The following is a 1865-nucleotide window of genomic DNA, read 5'->3' on the forward strand; positions in this document are numbered from 1 at the left end:
GCTATTATCGCTACGAAATCGTCAGGCTTCACTCCCATCTCTCGCAGCTTATGCGCCAGGCTGTTTGCCTTTGCATTCAGCTCTGAATAGGTCAGTTCCTTGTCTTCAAATACGAGTGCAATGTTATCAGGGGTCTTCTTTACCTGCTCTTCAAACAGCTCTGCTACTGTCTTTTCTCTCGGATACTCTGTCTCCGTTGCGTTGAAGTCGTTGAGAATAAGAGCCTTTTCACCTGCTGTAATTGCTTCAAGTTCACTGACCTTACCGTTGGGATTTTCAGCCATCTCTTTACAGATCTTAAGTAGCCTGTCAATTATTAGCTTGATCTCGTTTTCACAGTATTTATTCGGATCATACATTATCTTGAAGCTAAGTCTGCCTTCTTTTTCAAATCCTGAAATTGTTATTCCGTAATTAGTCTGCTCTCGTGCACTCTCTGTTGTTACCGGACTTTCCTCTGTATTACCAGCGCTTTCGGCATTAAGTCCTGATGTGTAGTTTTCATAAACATAAAGCACCTTGATAAGACCTGAGCCCTGTACTGCTTTGCTCTGTATTTCGGCAAGTGAACAATAATCATAATTTGTACTCTCTGTTCCCTTTTCCTGCTGTATCTTTATAAGTTCTGTGACTGTTGTATTCTGTTCTGCAGTTACTCTTACAGGGATTGTATTTATAAAGAGACCTACCATATCTTCTATTCCATTGATAGGCGCATTCCTTCCCGACACAACTTTTCCAAAGACTACATCATCTTTTCCACTATACCTCTGCAGTAATATTCCTACCGCTGCTTCTGCTGCGGTATTTATCGTCGCCTCATTGCTTTCAGCAATTTTCTTCAGCTTATTGGTTGTTCCTTCATCTGTGCTTCCCCACAGTTCTTTCATCTGTTCTTCTGTGGGTTCAGGCTTTCTCATTGCCTTTATATCTGCATCATTTTCATACCCTTCAAGCACTTCTTCCCAGTACTTAGCAGCCTTTTCTCCATCCTGTCTGCCAAGCCAGCTAAGATAATCACTGTATTCTCCGTTATTATTCTTCTCTTCTCTTATTCCTTTCTCTATTGTCTCAATTGCTTCTCCATTCTTAATACGGCAATATATTTCAAAAAGTTTTCCTACCAGTATTCCTAAGCACCAGCCATCCATCACTATATGATGTACTGTCAGTATTATCTTGCTCTTTCCTTCTCCGGTATTTATTGCTTTTACTCTCAGCATTGTATCCTTCGTAAGGTCAAAGCCTCTTCTTACTTCTTCTGCTGCCTTTACTGCATCATCACCATTTTCTTCTGTTACTTCGTATTCCGGCACCCTCTCTTCGTATATTACCTGTTTCGGTTCACTTATACTTTCATATATGAAGCCTGTCCTTAATATGTCATATCTTATACTCAGTATTCTTAGTGTTTCTCTTAAAATGCTTTCCTCAATTTCAAATGCAACGTTATATACGTTTTGCACAACATATCCTGTTGACTCTCTGTCTTCAAGATTATGGAACAGCATTCCTTCCTGTAACGGTGTAAGCCCATAGATCTTTTCTGCTTTTCCTTCAAGGCTTTCTTTAAGCTCTCTGAACTCGTCTGTTGTCAGGTCATTGATTTCATAGTCACTCTCTGTTTTTTCATCATGTGTTTCTTCTGCACAATATCCAGCAAGTTCTCCTACACTGTTTTTAAACTCTTGTGTAAGTTCTGTTATGAATTTCTGTCCGTATTCCACAGTCTGGCTGAAAATGATGAACTTTAATTTTCCATCTATTACACTGCCATTTATTACTATTCTGTCATTTGTCTTGTTTTCTGGCGATATATCATTACCTGTACTATAATTGCTTGTTTTGCTTCCACTGAAATCTCC

General features: G+C 39.4%; 1 protein-coding gene. It reads right to left on the reverse strand.

Features of this window, described 5'->3' with window-relative positions; genetic code table 11:
• Positions 1–1865: condensation domain-containing protein (locus T488_RS17255; RefSeq protein WP_037297462.1), on the reverse strand; the 1865-nt coding region annotated here is incomplete at both ends.

This window comes from Ruminococcus flavefaciens ND2009, from assembly GCF_000621785.1.
Classification (GTDB): Bacteria; Bacillota; Clostridia; order Oscillospirales; family Ruminococcaceae; genus Ruminococcus; species Ruminococcus flavefaciens_C.